The sequence below is a fragment of the Bacillus sp. M13(2017) genome, assembly GCF_002218325.1.
In the GTDB taxonomy this organism is placed as follows: domain Bacteria; phylum Bacillota; class Bacilli; order Bacillales; family Bacillaceae_G; genus Bacillus_A; species Bacillus_A thuringiensis_K.
Window position 1 is genome coordinate 52841 of the sequence record NZ_KZ268500.1, and the last position, 20423, is coordinate 73263.

Sequence of the window (20423 nt, forward strand, 5' to 3'; positions counted from 1 at the left end):
TTATTAAGAAATGATAGTTATACTTAGAAACAAGTTAAAAACTATTGAACGAATGGGGAGAAGGTTACATGCAACTCATAACATTCTTACATGAATTTATTAAACATCCGAAACATACTGGTGCAATTGCGCCAAGTTCAAAAATATTAGCAAAGAAAATGGTAGATGTAATTGATTTTAATAAAGCGAAATGCATTGTAGAGTTAGGTCCTGGTACAGGAGTCTTTACGAAAGAAATTATGAAGAGAAAGAAGAAGGAAACAATATTTCTTCTTATTGAAATTAATGAAGTGTTTTGCAAGAAGCTAAAGAGAAAGTTTAAAGATGAGCAGAACGTCATAGTTGTACACGGTTCAGCTGAAAATATAAAGAAGTATATGGAAGAGTTCAATATAAAATGCATTGATTACATTTTATCAGGATTACCTTTCACTTCTTTACCAGAAGAAGTTTCAAAGCGCATTTTAAACAATGCGATGGAAGTGATACATGAGAATGGTGAATTCATTACATTTCAATATTCACTTGTGAAAAAAGGCTTTATAGAGCATTTCTTTCCTGAAATTACACTAGAAAAAGTATGGCTCAATTTTCCGCCAGCCTACGTCTTTAGTTGCAAAAAAGAATTAAGGAGAGCGTATGCATAATGGAATTACATGAATTATTATCCTATATCGAGCAGTACGGTTATTGGGCATTATTTTTCTGTTTATGGTTAGGTATTATCGGTATGCCAATTCCAGATGAAATGATTGTTATGAGCGGTGGTTTCGTATCTTCAGTAGGGATATTAAGTGTTGTTCCTTCATTTGTATTAACATATTTAGGTGTTGTATCAGGGCTTTCTTTAGGATATATATTAGGGAAGGTATTTGGCACGAAGGTACTCCATAAATTAATGAAAAAGAAAAAAGCGAAGTATTTGATAAAATCACAAGAAATGGTTGATAAATACGGACAGTACGCGTTAGTTACAAGCTATTTCATACCAGTTGTAAGACATATCGTGCCGTATTTAGTTGGAATGAATAACATGTCATTTAAGGCGTATGCTTTGTATTCTTATACGACAGGCTTTGTTTGGACACTCGTTTATTTCGTACTAGGTTCTTTATTTGGACAACATATTGAAAGAATTGTAGCAGTTGCGATAGAGTATGGTGTGTATTTTGGCGGGATTGTTTTTATAGTTACAGGTATTCTTTATTTATATAGACAAAAAAGAATCACATTGATGAGTAAATAGAAGTAAAGAAAGTTTCTTCCAGTATGAAGGATAAGATAGGATTATAAGTATAAAATTATCTTTACTTAATGGTAAAATATAGGTAAGTAGTTAAGAAAGGAAGAGCTTGCAGAGAATAAGGAAATATTCCCAATGTATTCGCACCTTGTAACTTTAGTTGGAGATGAAGAGGACGGCTACTATTCATGTGGAATGCAAGCATTTAATCTACCAGACGTTGTTTTAGACGGAGGGATAGATCCGGAAGTAGCTGTAGATTTATTAAATGATTTTAACCTACATAATATATTGGAAAAACCTAATTTGAAAGATGGAGATACAATTAGTTTCACAGAAGATGCTCCAGTGTATCTTTTATCTCATTATATAGATAATCGTTATGAACAAGAGGATCCATTTTATAATCCGTGTGGGGTATGGAAGTTAGAGAGTGCTTCGGCAAAGAAATCTATCTTTCAAAAATTGGGGAGTGTGCTAAAAGGATGGAAAAATACATAAAAGAACAGAGGAGTATATGTGATAAATATAAAGCGGAGTATGTAGAATCTCCGAATGACTTGAAATTAGGAATAGCGCAAAATGTGAAAGATGGTATCGCTCCGATTAATGGGTTACGAATGCCTATAGAAAACGGAACGACAGGTTGGTACATTTGGGCTGGTGAAGAAATGGGGACAGAAGAAGATTTCTTTCTTCCTTTACACGTTCAACATATTGATGAATGGGCACCTGAAATAAAGAAGTATTTAGGGTTACCACCTGGTTGGAGATTTTTAATTGATGGAGATTACGAAGATGTGTGGTATGATCCGAATTTGTTTGATGAAGATTTAGAAGAGGATGCAGATGAATGGGAAGAAAATATGCTACAAGAGTATGGATGGTACATGCATAGCATATTAGCAGAAGATATTGATGGCATCCATGCTAATTATCATACGCATGGTCTAAGAGATAACTTTAATCATCAAGATTTACAAATAGCATTAAATATGGATCCTGAAGTCGCGCATAGTGTTTTTTGTACCATAATAGAAGAAATAAAGGGCGGAAAAAAGTTTGAACAAGGGATTGAGTATACGAATATAATTGAAGGCTATCCCATTATTATGAAGTCTTTCGTAGAGATGGATCGAGAAGTTTTGAGGGTTTTATTACCTGATGAAAGAGGGATTCTTCCTATGAGGCCAAAGTGTGATGAATGTTATAAGACTCAATTGGATGATATTGAGGAGAGTTGATAAAACAAGAGCTTGAAACTATTCAAGCTCTTGTTTTATGACTATTTATATCCTAAAATATGCTCAATCTCATGCAAACTTAATTTACTTGCCTTAGCAATCGTTTCAAGTGGTATACCAAGATCATACATATTTTTAATCATTTGAATTTTCCCCTGTTGAATGCCTTTTTCAATGCCTTTTTCAATACCTTTTTCAATACCTTTTTCAATACCTTTTTCAAGCCCTTTTTTAATTCCTTGTTCCATTCCTCTTTTTATTCCTTCTGTCTCTGCATGGGCGAATTTTGCTGCTTCATCCATTAAAACTTTCTCCCTTGCGTCATAGGCTTGTCGGAAAGAAGAATCCTGACTCATACGTTCCCATTTATTTATTGCTTTTTGTAAAATAGGGTCTTGGTTCATAGCAATATCCTCCAATAGTTTAGTTAAGTGCTCATCCTCATTTGCTGAAAGCAATAAAAGCCAACGAACAAATGGATCTTTCCACGGATTTACTTTTTCTTCATGCCATTGTTCAGTTAACTTTGGAATTTCTATAATGTGGATTTCTATGTCTTCACTCAGGATTTTTTGTTGTTGTGTATTCCATAATATGCTCGTTGTATGGAAGGCTGGGTGTTCCGAAAACATTACGAAGTTTAGTAAGTTTATGGTGATGGTTTTGTGAAGTGCACTGTAGGGCATCCCTTTTTGTAGTTGAGATGTGTATAGTCTTCCCCAATAATATAAACTGCGTTTAACCATATCTTGATTATTATTGAGTTGTATTTCTACATTAACTTTTGTTCCTGTGTTTAATGTCGCTGAAATGTCTAAAATAGATAACTTATCCTCTTCATATTCCCTGTGTAAATGTGGATCTTCTAGTTGTAGAGAAGCAATGGGCGACTCTAAAGACTCTTGTAACATAGCATTTAAAAATGCAATTAGAATATCTTCGCTACCATTCGTACCAAACAATTGTTTAAATGCAAAATCAATGCGTAAATTAACTAACTGTTGGTTGAACAAAGTTTGTCCTCTCCCTTACATGAAGGTGCTTCTTTCCTTCATTGTACATAAAAAGAACTAGAGTATGCAAACTAGTCATTCTACTATTTTTTAGTAATATTATTAGAAAATGAAAGGTAAGTATGTCTATGGTATACTCTAGTGAAATTGTAAATAAGGATGCTAATACGAACTGGGAAAATTGGGTGGAGTTTGATTGTGACTGAAAAAGATGGGAGAAAGAATAATAAATGAAAAGAAGAAGAAAATCTGGAGAAAAAGTACAAATGAGTCGTTTTACACTTGCTTTATGCTACGGAAGTGAAGCACCATATTATTATTACGAGGTAGCGCCCCATGAAAGAGAGGAACGCTTCTATTTAATGTCAGAACTTTGCGTAATGGACGATGAATATTACTTTATTAGAGAGAGGTTGTTTAGAGATTCCTATCATTGATTACCACGAAAAATTCATATGGACTGTGTGGGTATCACTTAGTAAAGAAAGTTATGATGAAGTATTAGAAAAGTGGGATGAGAGAGGCCGAGAAAATAGTGATCCTTATTTTGGTTGGTTATCTGTAGAAATACCATTTTATCCAGAAACATTAAATTTAAAAACAAATGTACATATAAGAGAAGTTGGAACGGCACCGTATATTGAATTAGAGCCAACCGAGCATCCTTTAGCGATCGAACAAAGAAATGGAATTACTTTAGAGAGAGTGAAAGAAATACAAGAAATGATTCAACAATATAACTAGATTAGAAGAGAAAAAACGAGTGCTAGCACTCGTTTTTTTTATTACACAACCGCAGGATTATAAATCATCGTAAAGTGTCCTTGCAATAATTCAATTTGACAAGGTGTATGAAGCGAGCTTTCTCCATCTGTATCTACTTCTTTTTCTTCCTCTGTTTCGATATGAATGGATTTCGCTTTTACGTGGAAGATGTCATTTTCATTTGAGTCTTCAAATAGTTTCTTTCCGATGTAATCTTTAAATGCTTGAATACCTGTTGATTTGACTACGAAAATATCAAGTGTTCCGTCATCACATTTTACGTTCGGAATAAAGGATGGAATACCACCAAGATATTCACCGTTTCCAACCATGACAAGAACAGCTTCGTCTTCATATACTTGTCCGTCATAAGTGATTTTAACTGGGAATGTTTCAGCATTTTTTACAGTTCGAATTGTGCTTAAATAGTAACCGATTTTACCAAGCTTTGCTTTTTCTTCTGCATCGATATTGTTTGATACTTCAGATACGAGTCCAATGCCCCAGAAGTTTAAAAAATGTTGTCCATTTGCTTTTGCAACATCAACTGGTTTTACGTGTTCTTTTGTGATAAGTTTTGCTGCTTCTGCAATGTTTTGCGGAACGCCTAGTGTGCGAGAGAAGTCATTGCAAGTTCCGCCTGGAATGATTGCAAGTGTAGGTCTAGTTTCAAGAGGTGCTAAGCCGTTTGTGCATTCAAATACTGTTCCGTCACCACCAAAGACGATAATTAAATCTACTTTACTAGCAAACTCTTGGCAATATTTTGTTGCATCACCTTGTTTTTTCGTATGAAGGATATGTAAGTCAGGAAAAGCTGCGGCAAGAGGTGGTACGATTTTCGTTAAATTTGTATGTAAGTCGCCTTGTCCAGCTTTTGGATTTACGATGAGGAGTACTTTTTCAAATTTTGTTTTTGTCATTTTTCATCTCTCCCTGTTTTTTTTGGTAATGGAAAGTAAGGAGCTGTTCCGATGTATTTCAGAACAGCTTTTTCCTATTAATAAGGCGCTAAGATTGTCAGTTATTGTCGGTAAGTCGATATATTTAAAAAATCGCCGATATACATTTTATGTACTATCGATTTTTTAAGTTATACGATTATTCCGTTACAACTGAAGCAATGAATGGTAAGTTACGATATTTTTCTGCACAGTCGATACCGTATCCAACGATGAATTCGTCTGGAATTTGGAAGCCAACATATTCAGCTGTTAAGTCTACTTTACGACGTTCTGGCTTATCAAGTAATGTACAGAACTTGAGTGCCTTTGGTTTATGCATAAAGAAGTGGTCTTTTAGGAAATGAAGTGTTAAACCAGAATCGATAATGTCTTCTACGACAATGACGTTTTTTCCAGTAATGTTTACATCGATATCTTTTAATAGTTTAACTTTTCCAGTTGTTTCTGTTTGATTTCCGTAGCTAGATGCAGAAATAAAGTCGATTGTTACATCGTTTTTAATGTGACGAATTAAATCAGCAGCAAATACGAAAGATCCTTTTAATACAGCAATGACTACGATTTCTTCTCCTTCAAAGTCACTTTCGATTTGAAGTGCTAGTTCTTTTACTTTTTCTTGTAATTGTTCTTCAGAAATTAAAGTGTCTTTTATTTCAATATTCATTGGAGTCCTCCTACAGTGTAAAACTTGTGAACATTTCGACTGTAAAGGATAGAAAGAAAAAAGTCAAAGGAGATAGTAATTTTTTACAAAGATAACGACAAAATCATCTGATGATATGATATAATAAGCATATTAAGAAAACGCTTCCATAAAGGGTGAATATGATGAAGAAGAAACAGTACACAAGTGTAACATTTATAAAAGCATTACTTTTAACAATTGTTCTTGGCCTGTTGGCTTACGTAATTGATGTACCTGCGATTCGTATTTCATTAATTGGAATGACTTTAGTGTTAGGAGCAATTTCGCACGGTATGATGTCGCAGCTAAAAGAAGCTGGACTTGATGATATGAGAGATCATATAGATACAAAGTAAGAAACCTTCATTATATAGAGTGAAGGTTTTTTTGTTTCTTACAAAAATGTAAGGTAGTTGTAAGGCAAATCGATAGTTGCATAAGAGCATTTTGGATAAACTATGGGTGTAAGGTAAAAGGCAAGCATATTTTAGGTAAATTAAGTTTTAGGCACTCTATATGTGAAAAAGGAGTAGGAGGGCATGGAGAAACGTTGGACGACCTTTTCTTTTTTAGCAACTAGCAACACCGTAATGCTAGCTGGCGAGATGGATTTTTTGCACTTGTTTGATCAAGAAGATGATCATTCTTCTTCTAAATTTACAATGAAATGGAATAAATGGAGCGAAAGTTGCAGGTTTGAAGAAGAGGCCCCTAACGAAGAGCAAAAGATTATTTTGACAAACCCTATTAAAGCGTGGGTTGTTCAACGTCGTAAGTGTAACGTCAAAAATCACTTAAAGAAAACTGAGCCGAGACAATTAGTTATCGCTCCGGCCTGTTCTACTTCTACATCACGCGAAAGTAATATGTAAATATTGAGACACACACCCGAAAAAACATCGTATATATTGCGATGTTTTTTTATTTCTCTACAATGAAATCTTTAAATGAAATATATTTCATCTGCATCTTAAATTTATATCTCTTGTTTATTCTAGTGATACATCCGATGCGAAGTGATGTAAAACGTATAAGAGGAGAGAAATAAAATGAAAAAGAAACTATTACCAATTTGTGCGATGGCACTTTTAACAGTAGGATATTCTTCAGTAGCAAGTGCTTCAACTGGAACATTGACAAAGGAAGAAGCAGCGCAAATACAGCAAGATATAGCAAAAAAAGAAGCAGCGATTCAGGCGCAGCAAAAAAATGATACAGAGAAAAAACAAGCGGCGCAAGCGCAAGAGAAGAATGAAGTAGCGAAAAAGCAAGCGGCACAAGTACAAGAAAAAGAAAAAAGTAATATGGCTAAAGAAGTAGTAGCGCCACAAGTGAAAGAAAAGGAAGCTATTGCAAAAAAAGAAGCTGGAGAGAAATTACCAAACACAGCATCTAATAATGTAGCAATGATGGGACTAAGCGCATGTCTTGTAGCACTAGGTACATTATTTGGTTTGAATCGTCGGAATAAAGTTAAGGCATAAATCAAATATTGTCCTATAAAGAATGGCATAATTTCATATATTAAAAATGGTAGGTTATTCCTACCATTTTTTGCATGGAGGGATGAAACATGAAGATACTCAATTATATCGGTATCATATTGATGGCTATAGGGCTATTTATGGGAGCATATTACGCTGTCGAATGGTATAAAGGAAAAAGCTCTGCTCAACAATTAACAAAAAAAGAACTAAAGAGCCTTGAAAATATACAAGATAATGAACTTTCTTCCGAAACACCTGTAACTTCCCAAGTGCCTTCTTCTCAAACAGAACATAAAGAAGGAGAAAAGGTAGCGATGTTAAACATACCAAAAATAGGGAAGAAGTTTTCTATATATTGGGGAGCGGATGATACGACTTTGAAAAAAGGAGTGGGTATGTTCGTTAGTGATTTAACGACAACGCCATCTGGAGGTGGACATACTGTTTTGAGTGGACACCGGGATACTGTATTTACCGATTTAGGGGAGTTAAAAGAAAAAGATACGCTTGTTTTAGAGTATGATAATAAAATTTACACATATGAAATTCAAAAGACGTGGATTACCCACGCGGATGATCGTACTGTTATTATAAAAAAAGAAGAACCGGTATTAACACTGACGACTTGCTATCCATTTGATTATATAGGGGATGCACCAGATAGATATATTATCGAGGCGAAGTTAACGGCTAGTTATTCAAAATGAAGTGATAGTTTCTGAAAACGGAAGGGGATACATAAGTTATGTCAAAAAACATTTTAATTGTGGAAGATGAAGATATTTTGCGTGAAATATTAAAAGATTATTTTTTGAGTGAGCAATATGTAGTGTTTGAAGCAAGAGATGGAAAAGAAGCTTTAGTTGTATTTGAGCAAGAAAAGGTGGATTTAGTTATTTTAGACATTATGTTGCCAGAACTCGATGGATGGTCTGTTTGCCGAAGGATTAGGAAGACGTCCGAGGTGCCTATTATTATGCTGACGGCGCGCGTAGATGAAGACGATACGTTACTTGGTTTTGAACTTGGAGCAGATGACTATGTGACGAAGCCGTATAGTCCGCCAATTTTATTAGCAAGAGCGAAACGATTATTAGAAAGTAGAAAAGCATCGAAGAAACCTTTAGAGAACGAAGATGATACGTTATCGATTCATGGCATCCATGTCCATTTTCCGTCGCGTACTGTTACTGTTGATGAGGCAGATGTTAGTTTAACGCATACGGAGTTTGAAATATTGGTGTATTTCATGAAAAATCAAGGAATAGTTTTAACGCGAGAGCAACTCATTTCAAGAATTTGGGGATATGAATTTGCTGGCGATGATCGAACGGTGAATAGCCATATTCGTAATTTAAGAAATAAATTAGGAGAGAAAGCAAAGTATATTACAACTGTAGTACGAACTGGTTATAAATTTGAGGGGAATGTATGAGAAAAGGAATTGTACTAAAATTATTTACCCTCACAACAGCATTATGCATGTTAATTTTAGTGACGATATTTATTGGACAAACGATATTTTTTAAACAATATTATGCGAATCGAAAAGTAGAAGATATTAAAGTGAACTTAAATTCCTTTGAGAAGAGTTATTTGAATTATGTAGGAAATGCAGAAGAAATTAAGCGACTGGAGCAAGACTTTTTAAGAGAAAATAATACGTGGATTACGACATTAGATCAGAATGGGAATTTAAAACATGCGGATGATTTTTATTTTGAGGTAACGATAGATCGTAGGCAACAAAAGAGCTTTGGACAACAAATATTCAAAATTCCTTTATACAATCTCATCAATATAGAGGAGATTGATAATAAATCATCAAATGCATTTTTAGGGCAAGAAATTTATTTTTCTGGCGTGAAAAAAGATGATAATTATATTCCATTCTCTTTCACGTTAGGCAAGCAAAATTTAAGTGGATCTAATAAACCGTTAGAAAAAGCGTTTCAGGAGAAAATGAAATTAAATGAGGAGAAAAAGAGAGCAGCCGAAGAACAACTTGCTAAGGAAAAGAAACCAGCTGTCCAGAAAGAATCTGCTCAAGAATTAGATGCTTACATAGGTGGGCGTGTTACGAAAGTTCAGCTTCCTGATGTAACAGGTCCTATAAATCAAATTTATAAAAATAGCATCTTTTTAGATAACATAAAAGAATTTCAAACGGATTTATTATTAAAAGAGAGCAAGCATATACAATATGCAATACAAACAATGGACTATGAAAAGAATGATATAAAATATAAATTATTAATTAAGCCGATAAAAGAAAAAGGCGGATCAGTAACATATATTTATGCGATGGCTTCTTTACAGCCCGTAGATGAGGCTGTACAAATGGTGCAAGATTATTATATCTATATCATTGCATTTGTAGTCGTTCTTATTTTTTTAGCTTCGTTCTATTACTCAAAACAAATTGCAAAGCCATTATTGAAAATAAATGATACAACGAAGAAAATAGCGCATTTAGACTTCACAGAAAAAATACCGATTACTTCAAAAGATGAAATTGGGGATTTATCAAAAAATATTAATGTGCTATCAAATAAACTCCATTCGCATATTGGACAGTTAGAAGAAGATATTGAAAAGGAAAGAAAGTTAGAAAAGACGCGAAAAGAATTCATTTCTGGTGTTTCACATGAATTAAAAACACCGCTAAGTATTATGAAAAGCTGTATTTCTATTTTAAAAGACGGGGTAGCTGAACATAAAAAAGAGTATTATTTTCAGGCAATGGAGAGAGAAGTAGACAAAATGGATACGTTAATTTTGGATATGCTTGAGCTAGCTAAATTTGAATCTGGTACATATAAAATGAAAAAGGCTTCGTTTTATATTGATACAGTAATTGAAGATATATGTGAACATCTATCTGTGGAAATAGAGAAAAAAGAACTTCATGTTCATAAAAATATATGTTCATTTGAAGTAATTGCAAATCAAGGCCGGATTGAACAAGTCATCGTGAACTTTATTACGAATGCCATACGCTACACACCAAATAAAGAGGATATTATTATTTCTACAATAGATGAGAAGGATCGTATAAAAGTGTGTATTGAAAATAAAGGTACTCACATTGAAGAAGAACAATTAGATAAAATTTGGGATCGTTTTTATCGCGTGGATACAGCTCGTCAGCGTTCACAAGGTGGGACGGGGCTTGGGCTTGCCATTTCAAAGAACATTTTAGAACTACATGATGCTGAATATGGGGTAAAAAATACAGAAAATGGTGTGTTATTTTATTTCTATTTACCGAAAAAAGCGTAGATCATATTATCTACGTTTTTTTAATTTATTTTCATATTATCTTTACCTAATCTTTATTTTTAATCAGTATAATTTGTTTAGAATATGAGGTTATGTAAGGAGTCGATGAACCGTGCATAGCAATTGGCTAAGTATGATGGTATTTATTTTCTTTTGCGCATTTATTGTATTTTTAATTGATATTACGATATGAAAAAAGAGCGCTCATTAAGCGCCCTTTTTGTTTGCATTTATTTGATAAGCATTGATGCTTTTGAATAATCGTGGTGAAGTAAGGAATAAAAATATAAGTAAAACTGTACATAAAATAAAAGAACCGAGCATTGTACTGCCGTTTACGATTAATGAATATAACACAGCTGATTGACCTTTCGGTGCATATTGTCCCCAGAAAATAATGCCAGCAATAAAGTGGCAGAAATAGCGAGCAAAGCTACCGATAAATGTAGCAAGGATAATATAAGCAAGGACTTTCTTACCCTGGTTTTGTTTTGATGAAGGTTTGTCTTTACGGCTACCTAAATTTGATTGTTCTAAGCTATTTTCATTAGATGTTAAAAGTGCTTTTTGAATTGGACGATAGAATAAGCCAGCAAATCCAATAAAAGCAAAGGCAATGAAGTACTCAATGAATGCTTGAACAGGTGTTAAAATGTAAGCATCTCCCACGACAATTTGTAATAGTCCCCAAACTAAACCGCCTAAGAAAGCTGATTTAAAGCCCCAGCGGTAAGCAATAATAAAAATAGGAATCATAGCAAATGAAATGGAACCGCCTGTTGGAAGTTTAATTGATAATGGTAAAATGTCGATGATCATGGCGAAGGCTGCAAGAATAGCAGATTCGATCATCGCTTGTAAATTGGTGTTACGCATGTTGTCTCCCCCTAAATCCAAGTTGTACAAAAAAGAATAGATATCATAGGAGGATACGAAATACGTAAATAAAAAAGAGGTATGTATTTCGGACGTTTGCACAATCCCTGCGTTAGCATTAACTAACAGGTTCGAAGGGTCGGAACGAAGTGTTCCCTCTCAGCGGCATGGCTCCCCCTGTGATAACGAAATTCTTTATTTGTTATTGTTTATTGTAAGCGAAATGGATGAGAATGGCAAACGAATCTATTATGACAATAATTGAAATAAAATTGTAGAGAAATGTTAATAAATATGAAGTCAAAGGGTATAGTGCTCAAGAAATAGAGTGTGCTATAATTCTTTTGAAAATAATTATCATTCTCTTCGGAGGGGGAAGGTTATGAGCTTAGTAGATATTAAAATTGGTGAGAAAGTGTTAGTAAAAAGTATTCAGTCGTTAGATCAGTTACTAAAGAGAAGACTGGCTGCTTTTGGTCTTTCTGAAGGAAGCGAACTTCGCATGAAGCAAAAAGCGATGTTCAAAGGTCCTTGTACATTGGAGTGTCGTGGACAGTTAATTAGTATTCGTCATTGTGACGCGAAAATGATAAAGGTGGAATTAGCGTGAATAAGGTAGCTTTGCTAGGGAATCCGAATACAGGGAAAACATCATTATTTAATGCACTTACTGGTTCTTATGAGTATGTAGGAAACTGGAGCGGTGTAACAGTAGAAAAGAAGGTTGGTAAATTAAAAGATAAGCAAGGAACATTAATTGATTTACCAGGTGTCTATGATTTAAATCCAGTTTCACGTGATGAAGGTGTTGTAACAAACTTTCTATTAACAGAAGAATTTCAGCATATGTTAAATATTGTGGATTCTTCGCAGTTTGAACGAAATATGCATTTAACGTTGCAATTACTTGAATTTGGTAAGCCCGTTTCAATTGGTTTAAATATGATTGATGTGGCGAAGCAAAGAGGCATTGTAATTGATGTTAAACGATTATCAGAACTATTAGGTGTAACAGTCGTTCCTGTCGTTGCAAGAAGCGGAAAAGGTTGTGAAGAACTACTTGCGACGCTTAAAGAAAATGACAAAAATGCGAAAAAGCCATTCATTATTTCATATGGTGTACGAATGGATGAAGGAATTGGAGGAGTAATTTCTCTTTTAGAGAAAGCGAATTACGAGCATCCGAGATGGTTAGCTCTTCAATTTTTAAGCAATAACGAAGTAGTAGAAAAAGAGATGAAAGCATTACCAATTTATAAGGAACTTGCAGCCATTCGATCTCGCTTAGAAGAAAAACTTGATTGTACGTTGGAAGAGCACATTTACAAAACTCGTGAAGCGTATATTGAAAAGTTAAAAACAAATGTTATGAAGCATGAGAAAGAAGGAAAAATTCCTTTTTCAGAAAAAATTGATAGATTAATTACACATAAAATTTTAGGACTTCCAATCTTTTTAGCAGTTATGTTTTTTATTTTTCAGGTTACGTTTACGTGGATTGGTACACCTTTATCGGATATGTTAGATGAGTTTTTTGGTGGCCAGCTTACGGATTGGGTGACAGCTGGACTTACAAGTGTCGGAGCTTCTGATTTTATTCAAGCACTCGTTACAGAAGGTATTATTGCCGGTGTTGGTGCGGTATTAGTATTCGTTCCACAAATCTTTGCACTATTCTTTTTCATTTCATTATTAGAAGACTCAGGATATATGGCGCGAATTGCAGTTGTTATGGATAGAATTATGGAGTTCTTCGGTTTAAATGGAAAAGCATTCATTCCGATGATTATCGGTTTTGGATGTAATGTTCCAGGTATTATGGCAGCGAGAACGATTGAACAAGAAAAAGAACGTTTACTTACAGTTCTTGTAACACCATTTATGTCTTGTTCGGCACGTTTACCTGTATACGCATTATTTGCGGGAGTATTCTTCCCTCATAGTCAGGCAACTGTTGTGTTTTCTTTATATGTTGCAGGTATTGTTCTTGCATTATTAGTTACAAAAATTATGTCTCTTACCATTTTAAAAGCGGAAAAGTCTATTTTCGTCATTGAACTACCTCCTTACCGCGTGCCACAAGCGAAAACGTTATGGCTAAGCACGTGGGAGAAAGGTAAGGGATTTGTTCGTAAAGCAGGTACATTCATCTTCGGTGGTTCTGTTGTCATTTGGTTATTAAACTACGCAGGTCCATCAGGATTTGGTGTGGATATGGGAGACAGTTACTTAGCGATGATTGGTGGATTTATCGCACCACTATTTGCACCGCTCGGCTTTGGAACGTGGCAAGCTGCAGCATCTCTTTTAACAGGATTTTTAGCGAAAGAAGTTGTCGTTTCTACAATGGCAATTATTTATGCGGTGAAAGAAGATGTGCTTGGAAATGTAATGGGAGCACATTATACTGCGTTATCAGCATATGCATTTATGTTCTTTATTTTATTATATGTTCCGTGTTTAGCGACAGTAGCTGTTATTAAACGTGAAACAGGATCAGCGAAATGGACGATTTTCTCAGTCGTTTATCCGCTCGTAGTTGCTTACGTATTAACGCTCATTATATACCAAGTCGGATCCTTACTCGGATTCTAGAAGGAGATGTATTGTGATGATGGTCAATATTATAATTGGAGCTATCATTTTTGGTTATGCAGCATACACGTTAGTTCATTTTGTAAAGAGAAGTAAAAAAGGAAAATGCGCGGCATGTTCTTTAAATAAGTCATGTCAGTCGCAAACTTGTAGTCCGGATATGGAGCAAATTGCTCATAATAAATAGAAAAAAGCTTTGCGAATTTCGCAAAGCTTTTTTATTACTTCTTAATTTTTACAAGTTGTGATGATTCTACACCATTCTTTCCAGGGAATTCTTTACTTGGGTCTTTATCAAATTTTAATACACCTACAGATTTTTCTTCACCTTTTACATTTCCGTATGTTGCATCATCAACAACCGCGAACATGTCGGCATATGCACGGCCACTACCGATAATTGTATTGCCTTCGTATTTTAATTTTGCCCCATCAAGTGTAGCATTTTCTACTTTTTCTTTTGCGAATAATACACCTTGTTCTGTTGTTACAGCTGGTAATTTATCAAGTGGCTTCGTGTCGTCTTTTGCATCCACTTTGCTAAGTAACTCTTTCTTCACAAGTTCTTCACCAGTTTTCTTATCCATGACAAGAACTTTTTTACCGTCTAATGTTGTCATTTTCATTTTATAGAAGTCTTTTTCTTTCACTTCTTTTTTATTTTTATCTGCAATTTGTGTTACTTGATCTTCTGTTCCGTACAGTACAAATCCGTTTGCTTTTTCTCCTAATAAAGAACAACCTGATAATGCTCCGAATGAAATTGCTGCTGCTAATCCGATTCCTACTAATTTTTTCATGATGATTTCTCCTTTTTAATGTTTTATAGTAAATACAATTTTTGTATTAGTTTTGAAATGATGAGAAGCTTGTTTGTTGCTTCTGGTATTAGTGTATAAGAAATATGGAAACGTAACTATCGAGTTAGCTTACAGTAATATTACACTTATGTAATTTAGTGAAATTGCAAAAAAGTAAGTTAATTTTAAAGGGAGATAATGAGAATATATTAGAAATACAATATTGCATCTAGAATGTCATATTATAATGGATGTATTTTGGAAATAACATGTAAGTACATCTTCATTTTGTTATAATAAACACATAGCTGTAAAAATTACTATTCTTTACTGTTAAGGAAGATTTTTATTTTTCCAAGTAGTGAATTTAAAATATGAGGTATATCATAGGAGGAATTTAGATGTCTGTATTTAAACGATTACGAGATTTAACAATGTCGAATGTGTATTCATTAATTGAAAAAGCGGAAGATCCAGTTAAGATGACGGATCAATATTTACGCGATATGCAAGCTGATGTACAAGAAGCTGAGAAAAGTGTAGCAGCTCAAATTGCGCTTGAGAAGAAATTCAAAATCTTATTTGAAGAGCAAGAAGCACTTGTGAAAAAACGTGAAGAACAAGCTCATATGGCTGTTCAAGCTAGTAACTTAGATCTTGCGCGCCGTGCACTAGAAGAAAAACAAAATGCAGAGCAAAAGATGAATGAGTATAAAGCAAGCTATGAGCAAAACAAAGCTGCTGCTGATAATCTGCGCCTGAAGCTAGAAGAAATGCGTAAGCAATTAAATGAACTGAAAAATAAACGTGAGACACTTGTAGCACGTGTAAATGCGGCGAAAGCACAAAAGAATATTAATCAGGCGATGTCTGGATTTGATTCAAACTCAGCAAAAGCTGGTTTAAGCCGTATGGAAGAGAAAGCTCTTCAATTAGAGGCTGAAGCAGAAGCAAGCGGTGAAGTGTACAAAAAAGAAAAATCATTAGATGATGAATTCGCAAGCTTAAATAAAAATTCTGCTGTTGACGATGAATTAGCTCGTATTATGAAGCAGTATGAGAAATAATATAGAATAGAGACAAATGAACCGACATGTCTAAACAAATTCATGTCGGTTTTCTATTATTTTTTAGAGGAGGTTTTGCAATGACATGGACAAATGTGTTAGCCATGCTTGTATGGACTGGAGCGAGTGCAGTACTTTTATTTGCAATTATGTGGGTTGATTCAATTTTTACAAAATACAATGATTTAAAAGAAATCAAAAATGGAAATACAGCTGTAACAACTCGTTTTATTATGAAATTATTTGCACAAGGGTACATTTTATCCCAATCGATAACGAAAGCAAATGATTTATGGCAAGCACTTCTTGCATCAGCAGTTTCTTTCGTTATTTTATTAGTGGTAGAAATGTTTATCGAATTCGTATTAAAGAAAATGTCTGGTCTTGATTTAGAAGAGGGTACGAAAGAAGGTAGCGTTGCACATGCGATGCTAGCCGGATCATTACATATTGTTGGTGCACTAATTTTAGGTGCGTGTTTATAAAGAGAAAAGGAGGGGTAGATCATGAGTTTATTTAAACGAATTAAAAATATAATGAAAAGCCCAGAGCCACCGAAGCCGGAAAAGAGTCTTTTAACGTTAGCTCCTGGCGATATGATTGAAGTTTCATTAGTTATGTATGAATTAATTGGGAAAACGAGTATGCATTCTCGTAAAGAAATTGTTTTGACACTGCAAGACGGGAAAGATATTCGTTATTTAAAAATTGAAGACCGTGAAAATACGTATTACAAATTATATACTCCAATTGATGGTCGCTTAGATTCAATTGATGAAATTCCGACGACAATTGAAATGGATGATACCGAGTACCATATGGAAGAACAATATAACGGACGTGTTGTTGTGATGGGAAAAACTCCATTCTCAGCTTCAGAAGAACAGTATATATGGGAATTCCAATCAGATAATCGAAAATTATTGCGTATTGAATGGCAAAATGGTCGCACAATGATGTATGAGGGAGAAGCAATCATTCCTGCTGATGTACAAATTATAAGAGCAACGTAAGGGGGCGTAATCATGTCAAACCGATTGTTTACCATGATTAAATCGTTTGTGATCCCTATACTTGCTATCGTTATATTACTTGTTGTTGCTGGTTATGCCTTATCAGGTTGTCAAGGCGGGCAGACAAAGTCGATTCAAGACCGTTATCCACTTGAATCTGTTGCCAAGGAAGGTAAACAAGAATCTTACGTGTATAGGGCCGCCAATCGGTCGGTTCCTGAAGTAGCGAAGGAACTCATTAACGAAAGAGAACCGAAGCAAGCATCTAAAGAAGACGAAAATCAAATGTTCCTCGTTTATTCTGATAAGATTTATAACCTGCAAAAGGATAAAGAGAAACCATCTGATACGTTAATTGAAATAAGTAATAAAGAATTTGTCCGTCAAAATTACCAACCGTCCTTCTTGCAAGGGTATATTATGGGAAGTATATTAAATGATATATTTGGTTCACGAAAATCATCGTACGGTGATTACCGCGGGTATAATGACAGACAAAATCATAAACCGGTTATTCCAGAGAGACCGCCTACGAAAGAAGAAAAGAAAACCCCTCCTCCAATTACGAAGGAAGGAAAAGGGTCTATCATTAAGCGAGGCGATCATGTAGATTCGAAACCTTCCGTAGGAGATACAGGAAGTATTACTAAAAAAGGAAGTAGTACGCCTCCGCCTCCTACTGGAAGCAAAGGGAAAATAACGAAAAATCCAGGTGGTTCAAGCGGATCAGATGTGAAGCCAAAATCATCTATTAAAACCCCGCCAAGGAATACATCTCCTCCGAAAACGAGGGTCGGTGGTTCAGGAAAGATTACGAAGAGAAGATAGTGTAGAGACCGAAAAGTGTGAGTTGCTTTTTGGTCTTTTTTCTTGTTATGGGAATTAATTCCTTATTATTAGTGCGATTTAGGCATAAGGGGGAGAGTAAAAATATATCAGCGATTATTGAAATATATCGACTTACCGACAAAAACTGACAACGATAGCAACTTAATAATAAAAAGAGGGTGTGCCAAATTGTTGGCACACCCTCTTTTTCATAACGATTAATGAATATCACGTTTCTTGAAATTACCGCCTTTTACTTCTGCTACATCATAAACTGTAATAAAAGCGTGTGGATCGATTTCATTAATAAGTTCTTTCATTTTACTTTCTTCTAAACGGTTAATTACACAAGAAATTTCTTTGAACTTCTCTCTTGAATAACCACCGTATACTTCGTTATATGTTGCACTTCGGCCTAAACGATCGCGAATTGTTTCTACCATTAATTCAGGCTCTTTTGTAATGATTTTAAATGCTTTTGAACCACTTAAACCAACTTCAACGATATGAATCACTTTCGAAGCGATAAAGTAAGCAATTGCCGAAAGGATAGCTCCTTGAAGGCCGAATACCGTTGATACGAAAATAAATACGAACATGTTTAAGAATAAAATAAGGTCACTCGTTCCAAATGGTAACTTACGAGAAAGCAATACAGCAAGCATATCGATTCCATCTAATGCCCCACCGTTACGTAATGCTAGTCCCATACCAAAACCGATGATAATACCACCAACAACTGTAACTAATAATGTATCACCTTCAATAATAGCTGGTATTCCGTGCATGACAACGGTACCTACTGCTAATGAAGCAATTCCGATAATAGAATAAATCGCAAAGCTTTTACCGATTTGCTTATACCCTAACCAAACGAAAGGAATGTTAATAACTGCGATTAGAGCTCCTAATGGCAATCCAAATAATCTTGAACTAACGATACTTAAACCAGTTACACCACCGTCTGATACGTTATTTGGAATTAATACCGCTTCTAATCCGTACGCTGTGATAAATGCCCCAATAATAATCATCAAAGCTTTTGAAGCAATTTTTAGCTTATTGGGCTTGTTTTTGATAATTTTCTCCATATAATTTCCTCGTTTCAAACTAGTTTCTTATTTGTTACGTTATTCACACCTAAATTTCATTTTAACATTTAATTTGAAAAAATTCTCCTTTAATGGATGTATGCAGGGAATATTATCACCATATTATCTTTAAAATATTTTTGAAATGAGTATAAGAAATCCCATCCTTTCAAAGGATGGGATACTATTAAGAAAATATAAAACTAAGTACTGATATGAATAAAGCGAAACCTAAAATAGTTCCACATATTTTCATATGACGCTTACGTCCCATTACGACAATTGCAACATATTCACGAATCATTGCGTTAGGCCAGTAATAAAATGCAGTTTTTGACCCGATTCCTTGGCTATTAAGACCAGCTTGTCTAGCGTATATACCAGCGCGGAAAAGGTGGAAATTATTCGTTGTAAAAATACTTTTATATTTACCTTCAGGTTTTAAAGAATCCATAATTTCTTTAGAGAACAACATATTTTGATATGTGTTTACAGAGCGATTTTCTTGTACTGTATGTTCAAGCGGAATTCCTTTTTCAACAGCATAATTTTGCATTGCTTCTGCTTCTGGAAGGCCTTCATCTGGACCTTGACCACCAGAGAAAATAATTGTTGGTGGTGTATTCACAGCGGCTTGTTTCCAATAGAAGTCGATAGCTTTATTAATGCGGCTTGCAAGTAATGGTGGTACTTTATCATTAATTAAGCCGCTACCAAGAACGATAATGAAATCTTGATTACGTCTTGGTCTGTTGAATTGGTATAAAAAATATGCGCTTAAGAAGTTAGATAAGTGTATAAAGAAATAGAAGCTTATAAGAGAAATAGCTGCAAAAATAGGCTCTAAATGCGATGAAACTAAACTTGCTGGGTTTATGATAGGGAGCGTTATAAAGAATAAAATCCCTAAAGCAGCAATTAAAGTTAAAGAGTTTGTGAAACGCCTTCCTTCACGTTGCATTAAAATTTTTGCATTAAGAAAAAGTCCGAACATTAAAGCGACTATAGCAAAAGGTATCATTACAAGTAGTGCTAACATGGGGATGATAACGATAAAATGTAAATCGTTATTACCAGACTCAAATGAGGCTATAGCGCAAAATAATAGAAATGAACAGATAAAGGCATTAAATAAAAAGCCGTTTATTATTTTTCGCGGATCTTTTAAATACGAGATAAGAAAAATAATAAACAGTATAAGAGGAATAATTCCAAAATACATCATAAATATAGTACACCTCAACTTGTATAAGAATTTGACATACCTTTTATATTACATGATTTTATAATTGAAAATGAAAGAAAAAGGATTTTGAATTTTCTCAATAAAATATATAGATACATATGTTACAATATATTCAAAGCGATATATTAAAAGTAAAATGGTTGAAAAGGCACTCAGTAGAGTGCTTTTTCTTTTTGTATGCAATTGTGCATATTATATTTTTTTTCAAAGGCAGAGGATTACA

General features: G+C 34.5%; 23 protein-coding genes, 2 pseudogenes and 1 riboswitch. Of the genes and pseudogenes, 18 read left to right on the forward strand and 7 right to left on the reverse strand.

Going from position 1 to position 20423, the window contains the following annotated elements:
- Nucleotides 1-68: 68 nt before the first annotated feature.
- The 4 genes and pseudogenes from CGQ22_RS00365 (at nt 69) to CGQ22_RS00380 (ending at nt 2487) form a co-directional block, all read left to right on the forward strand.
- Complete coding sequence (locus CGQ22_RS00365) at nt 69-647, forward strand: class I SAM-dependent methyltransferase (RefSeq protein ID WP_089148182.1); 579 nt, start codon at nt 69-71, stop codon at nt 645-647.
- On the forward strand, nt 647-1246 hold the full coding sequence (locus CGQ22_RS00370; protein ID WP_000418939.1) for a DedA family protein: 600 nt from the start codon (nt 647-649) through the stop codon (nt 1244-1246). The genes CGQ22_RS00365 and CGQ22_RS00370 overlap by 1 nt, the downstream gene beginning before the upstream one ends.
- A 99-nt stretch (nt 1247-1345) precedes the next feature.
- Nucleotides 1346-1744, forward strand: a pseudogene (locus CGQ22_RS00375) (DUF4261 domain-containing protein); the annotation flags it as partial.
- The gene (locus tag CGQ22_RS00380; protein ID WP_089148184.1) at nt 1729-2487 is read left to right on the forward strand and encodes a DUF4262 domain-containing protein; all 759 of its coding nucleotides are present in this window, start codon (nt 1729-1731) and stop codon (nt 2485-2487) included. The pseudogene CGQ22_RS00375 and the gene CGQ22_RS00380, both read left to right, overlap by 16 nt.
- Nucleotides 2488-2528: 41 nt before the next feature.
- Here the strand turns inward: CGQ22_RS00380 and CGQ22_RS00385 are convergent, their stop codons facing one another.
- On the reverse strand, nt 2529-3500 hold the full coding sequence (locus CGQ22_RS00385) for an Rpn family recombination-promoting nuclease/putative transposase (protein WP_089148185.1): 972 nt from the start codon (nt 3498-3500) through the stop codon (nt 2529-2531).
- A 230-nt stretch (nt 3501-3730) separates the two neighbouring features.
- Between CGQ22_RS00385 and CGQ22_RS00390 the strand changes: the two are divergent.
- A pseudogene (locus CGQ22_RS00390) lies at nt 3731-4244 on the forward strand (DUF2199 domain-containing protein).
- A 41-nt stretch (nt 4245-4285) separates the two neighbouring features.
- Here CGQ22_RS00390 and CGQ22_RS00395 read toward each other — a convergent pair.
- Both CGQ22_RS00395 and hpt read right to left on the reverse strand, forming a co-directional pair.
- Entirely contained in the window at nt 4286-5188 is a 903-nt protein-coding gene (locus CGQ22_RS00395) for a diacylglycerol/lipid kinase family protein (protein ID WP_000167907.1), read from the reverse strand.
- Between the two features lie 178 nt (nt 5189-5366).
- On the reverse strand, nt 5367-5894 hold the full coding sequence (gene hpt / locus CGQ22_RS00400) for a hypoxanthine phosphoribosyltransferase (protein WP_001019309.1): 528 nt from the start codon (nt 5892-5894) through the stop codon (nt 5367-5369).
- Nucleotides 5895-6055: 161 nt separating this feature from the next.
- On the opposite strand from hpt, the gene CGQ22_RS00405 reads away from it, so the two are divergent.
- The 6 genes from CGQ22_RS00405 (at nt 6056) to CGQ22_RS00430 (ending at nt 10684) form a co-directional block, all read left to right on the forward strand.
- A complete protein-coding gene (locus CGQ22_RS00405) occupies nt 6056-6271 on the forward strand; it encodes a hypothetical protein (RefSeq protein ID WP_002164213.1) in 216 nt (71 codons plus the stop codon).
- A gap of 183 nt (nt 6272-6454) precedes the next feature.
- Nucleotides 6455-6787, forward strand: a complete 333-nt coding sequence (locus CGQ22_RS00410; protein ID WP_000415590.1) for a hypothetical protein — start codon at nt 6455-6457, stop codon at nt 6785-6787.
- Between the two features lie 177 nt (nt 6788-6964).
- Nucleotides 6965-7399 (forward strand): LPXTG cell wall anchor domain-containing protein, encoded by a 435-nt coding sequence (locus CGQ22_RS00415; RefSeq protein ID WP_000728028.1) that lies wholly within the window; start codon nt 6965-6967, stop codon nt 7397-7399.
- Between the two features lie 89 nt (nt 7400-7488).
- On the forward strand, nt 7489-8109 hold the full coding sequence (locus CGQ22_RS00420; protein WP_000698540.1) for a class D sortase: 621 nt from the start codon (nt 7489-7491) through the stop codon (nt 8107-8109).
- Nucleotides 8110-8147: 38 nt separating this feature from the next.
- A complete protein-coding gene (locus tag CGQ22_RS00425; protein ID WP_000041865.1) occupies nt 8148-8837 on the forward strand; it encodes a response regulator transcription factor in 690 nt (229 codons plus the stop codon).
- Complete coding sequence (locus tag CGQ22_RS00430) at nt 8834-10684, forward strand: sensor histidine kinase (protein ID WP_089148186.1); 1851 nt, start codon at nt 8834-8836, stop codon at nt 10682-10684. The genes CGQ22_RS00425 and CGQ22_RS00430 overlap by 4 nt, the downstream gene beginning before the upstream one ends.
- A 207-nt stretch (nt 10685-10891) precedes the next feature.
- Here the strand turns inward: CGQ22_RS00430 and thiT are convergent, their stop codons facing one another.
- Nucleotides 10892-11560: an energy-coupled thiamine transporter ThiT gene (gene thiT, locus CGQ22_RS00435; protein ID WP_001246577.1), complete on the reverse strand. Its 669-nt coding sequence runs from the start codon at nt 11558-11560 to the stop codon at nt 10892-10894.
- 86 nt (nt 11561-11646) lie between these two features.
- Nucleotides 11647-11748: riboswitch (TPP riboswitch) on the reverse strand.
- Nucleotides 11749-11942: 194 nt separating this feature from the next.
- Here thiT and CGQ22_RS00440 point away from each other — a divergent pair.
- The 3 genes from CGQ22_RS00440 to CGQ22_RS00450 are packed head-to-tail and all read left to right on the forward strand — an operon-like array spanning nt 11943 to nt 14342.
- Nucleotides 11943-12170 carry a FeoA family protein gene (locus CGQ22_RS00440; RefSeq protein WP_000060514.1) on the forward strand — a complete coding sequence of 76 codons (228 nt, stop codon included), beginning with the start codon at nt 11943-11945 and terminating at the stop codon, nt 12168-12170.
- A complete protein-coding gene (gene feoB, locus CGQ22_RS00445) occupies nt 12167-14155 on the forward strand; it encodes a ferrous iron transport protein B (RefSeq protein WP_001044824.1) in 1989 nt (662 codons plus the stop codon). Before CGQ22_RS00440 ends, feoB begins: the two co-directional genes overlap by 4 nt.
- A gap of 16 nt (nt 14156-14171) precedes the next feature.
- Nucleotides 14172-14342 carry a FeoB-associated Cys-rich membrane protein gene (locus tag CGQ22_RS00450; protein ID WP_000989586.1) on the forward strand — a complete coding sequence of 57 codons (171 nt, stop codon included), beginning with the start codon at nt 14172-14174 and terminating at the stop codon, nt 14340-14342.
- Between the two features lie 34 nt (nt 14343-14376).
- On the opposite strand, the gene CGQ22_RS00455 is transcribed toward CGQ22_RS00450, so the two are convergent.
- Entirely contained in the window at nt 14377-14955 is a 579-nt protein-coding gene (locus CGQ22_RS00455; RefSeq protein ID WP_000737480.1) for a lipoprotein BA_5634 family protein, read from the reverse strand.
- A 401-nt stretch (nt 14956-15356) separates the two neighbouring features.
- Between CGQ22_RS00455 and CGQ22_RS00460 the strand changes: the two genes are divergently transcribed.
- The 4 genes from CGQ22_RS00460 to CGQ22_RS00475 all read left to right on the forward strand — a co-directional run bounded on the left by CGQ22_RS00460 (nt 15357) and on the right by CGQ22_RS00475 (nt 17863).
- Nucleotides 15357-16022, forward strand: coding sequence for a PspA/IM30 family protein (locus CGQ22_RS00460; protein ID WP_000110286.1), 666 nt, complete (start codon nt 15357-15359; stop codon nt 16020-16022).
- 80 nt (nt 16023-16102) lie between these two features.
- The gene (locus CGQ22_RS00465; protein ID WP_000220321.1) at nt 16103-16507 is read left to right on the forward strand and encodes a DUF350 domain-containing protein; all 405 of its coding nucleotides are present in this window, start codon (nt 16103-16105) and stop codon (nt 16505-16507) included.
- A gap of 21 nt (nt 16508-16528) precedes the next feature.
- Complete coding sequence (locus tag CGQ22_RS00470; protein WP_000051745.1) at nt 16529-17035, forward strand: DUF4178 domain-containing protein; 507 nt, start codon at nt 16529-16531, stop codon at nt 17033-17035.
- Between the two features lie 12 nt (nt 17036-17047).
- Entirely contained in the window at nt 17048-17863 is an 816-nt protein-coding gene (locus CGQ22_RS00475) for a DUF4247 domain-containing protein (protein ID WP_000071188.1), read from the forward strand.
- A 218-nt stretch (nt 17864-18081) separates the two neighbouring features.
- Here CGQ22_RS00475 and CGQ22_RS00480 read toward each other — a convergent pair whose 3' ends face one another.
- Nucleotides 18082-18954 (reverse strand): YitT family protein, encoded by an 873-nt coding sequence (locus CGQ22_RS00480; RefSeq protein ID WP_000411244.1) that lies wholly within the window; start codon nt 18952-18954, stop codon nt 18082-18084.
- 187 nt (nt 18955-19141) lie between these two features.
- A complete protein-coding gene (locus tag CGQ22_RS00485) occupies nt 19142-20176 on the reverse strand; it encodes a YdcF family protein (RefSeq protein ID WP_139032837.1) in 1035 nt (344 codons plus the stop codon).
- Between the last annotated feature and the right edge of the window lie 247 nt (nt 20177-20423).

What these genes read in the sequence shown, in the direction of transcription:
- CGQ22_RS00420 (WP_000698540.1), top strand. Translation starts at nt 7,489, where the DNA reads ATGAAGATACTCAATTATATCGGTATCATATTGATGGCTATAGGGCTA.
- thiT (WP_001246577.1), bottom strand. Translation starts at nt 11,560, where the DNA reads ATGCGTAACACCAATTTACAAGCGATGATCGAATCTGCTATTCTTGCA.
- CGQ22_RS00410 (WP_000415590.1), top strand. Translation starts at nt 6,455, where the DNA reads ATGGAGAAACGTTGGACGACCTTTTCTTTTTTAGCAACTAGCAACACC.
- hpt (WP_001019309.1), bottom strand. Translation starts at nt 5,894, where the DNA reads ATGAATATTGAAATAAAAGACACTTTAATTTCTGAAGAACAATTACAA.
- CGQ22_RS00465 (WP_000220321.1), top strand. Translation starts at nt 16,103, where the DNA reads ATGACATGGACAAATGTGTTAGCCATGCTTGTATGGACTGGAGCGAGT.
- CGQ22_RS00425 (WP_000041865.1), top strand. Translation starts at nt 8,148, where the DNA reads ATGTCAAAAAACATTTTAATTGTGGAAGATGAAGATATTTTGCGTGAA.
- CGQ22_RS00460 (WP_000110286.1), top strand. Translation starts at nt 15,357, where the DNA reads ATGTCTGTATTTAAACGATTACGAGATTTAACAATGTCGAATGTGTAT.
- CGQ22_RS00485 (WP_139032837.1), bottom strand. Translation starts at nt 20,176, where the DNA reads ATGTATTTTGGAATTATTCCTCTTATACTGTTTATTATTTTTCTTATC.
- CGQ22_RS00470 (WP_000051745.1), top strand. Translation starts at nt 16,529, where the DNA reads ATGAGTTTATTTAAACGAATTAAAAATATAATGAAAAGCCCAGAGCCA.
- CGQ22_RS00475 (WP_000071188.1), top strand. Translation starts at nt 17,048, where the DNA reads ATGTCAAACCGATTGTTTACCATGATTAAATCGTTTGTGATCCCTATA.
- CGQ22_RS00380 (WP_089148184.1), top strand. Translation starts at nt 1,729, where the DNA reads ATGGAAAAATACATAAAAGAACAGAGGAGTATATGTGATAAATATAAA.
- CGQ22_RS00415 (WP_000728028.1), top strand. Translation starts at nt 6,965, where the DNA reads ATGAAAAAGAAACTATTACCAATTTGTGCGATGGCACTTTTAACAGTA.
- CGQ22_RS00395 (WP_000167907.1), bottom strand. Translation starts at nt 5,188, where the DNA reads ATGACAAAAACAAAATTTGAAAAAGTACTCCTCATCGTAAATCCAAAA.
- CGQ22_RS00430 (WP_089148186.1), top strand. Translation starts at nt 8,834, where the DNA reads ATGAGAAAAGGAATTGTACTAAAATTATTTACCCTCACAACAGCATTA.
- CGQ22_RS00405 (WP_002164213.1), top strand. Translation starts at nt 6,056, where the DNA reads ATGATGAAGAAGAAACAGTACACAAGTGTAACATTTATAAAAGCATTA.
- CGQ22_RS00480 (WP_000411244.1), bottom strand. Translation starts at nt 18,954, where the DNA reads ATGGAGAAAATTATCAAAAACAAGCCCAATAAGCTAAAAATTGCTTCA.
- CGQ22_RS00370 (WP_000418939.1), top strand. Translation starts at nt 647, where the DNA reads ATGGAATTACATGAATTATTATCCTATATCGAGCAGTACGGTTATTGG.
- CGQ22_RS00440 (WP_000060514.1), top strand. Translation starts at nt 11,943, where the DNA reads ATGAGCTTAGTAGATATTAAAATTGGTGAGAAAGTGTTAGTAAAAAGT.
- CGQ22_RS00450 (WP_000989586.1), top strand. Translation starts at nt 14,172, where the DNA reads ATGATGGTCAATATTATAATTGGAGCTATCATTTTTGGTTATGCAGCA.
- CGQ22_RS00365 (WP_089148182.1), top strand. Translation starts at nt 69, where the DNA reads ATGCAACTCATAACATTCTTACATGAATTTATTAAACATCCGAAACAT.
- CGQ22_RS00455 (WP_000737480.1), bottom strand. Translation starts at nt 14,955, where the DNA reads ATGAAAAAATTAGTAGGAATCGGATTAGCAGCAGCAATTTCATTCGGA.